Below are 500 nucleotides of genomic sequence, written 5' to 3' on the forward strand. Positions count from 1 at the left end.
TAACTATACCAGTACAGCGCAGGCGGTTGGCATTGCTTCTCGCCTTTGCTGATTGATGAGGATTGAACAAGCCAAACAAACTAGCCTTAAAAGCAAACTGGTAATATTTGATTAAGGTACTAAGTGCTAACTCAATCCTGTCTAAATTAATCATAATATCACCTCGTCAGAAAAGCAAATATTTTGATGATAATTATCCTGGGGCCTGCATATTGCGTACATACTTCTGCTCTAATGAATAGATGAAGTCGGCGACAGTCAATCCCTTCGTGTGCCATTCATACATGGTGAAGCCTGTATTCAGGAAATAGCCGCGCACCTTGTCCATCGCTTCAGCTTCCTCCATTGAAGCCATCAGCGCGGCGACGTTGTCATAAGAAGGCACAAATCCCTTCTTGCGTAGCGCATTGCGCAAATCTTTAGTTCTGAATCCAATCTTGCAAGGGTCATCGCGACCAGTGGATGATGCAACCTTTGGAAGAGCAAGGAACCCTTTAAGG

The 500-nt window shown here is 44.2% G+C and carries 1 protein-coding gene; it reads right to left on the minus strand.

From position 1 onward, the window contains the following. Nucleotides 1-193 precede the first annotated feature (193 nt). On the minus strand, nucleotides 194-500 hold a 307-nt coding region (locus Y887_RS20835; protein ID WP_162199182.1), incomplete at its 5' end, for a hypothetical protein.

It is taken from the genome of Xanthomonas pisi DSM 18956 (assembly GCF_001010415.1).
Classification (GTDB): Bacteria; Pseudomonadota; Gammaproteobacteria; order Xanthomonadales; family Xanthomonadaceae; genus Xanthomonas; species Xanthomonas pisi.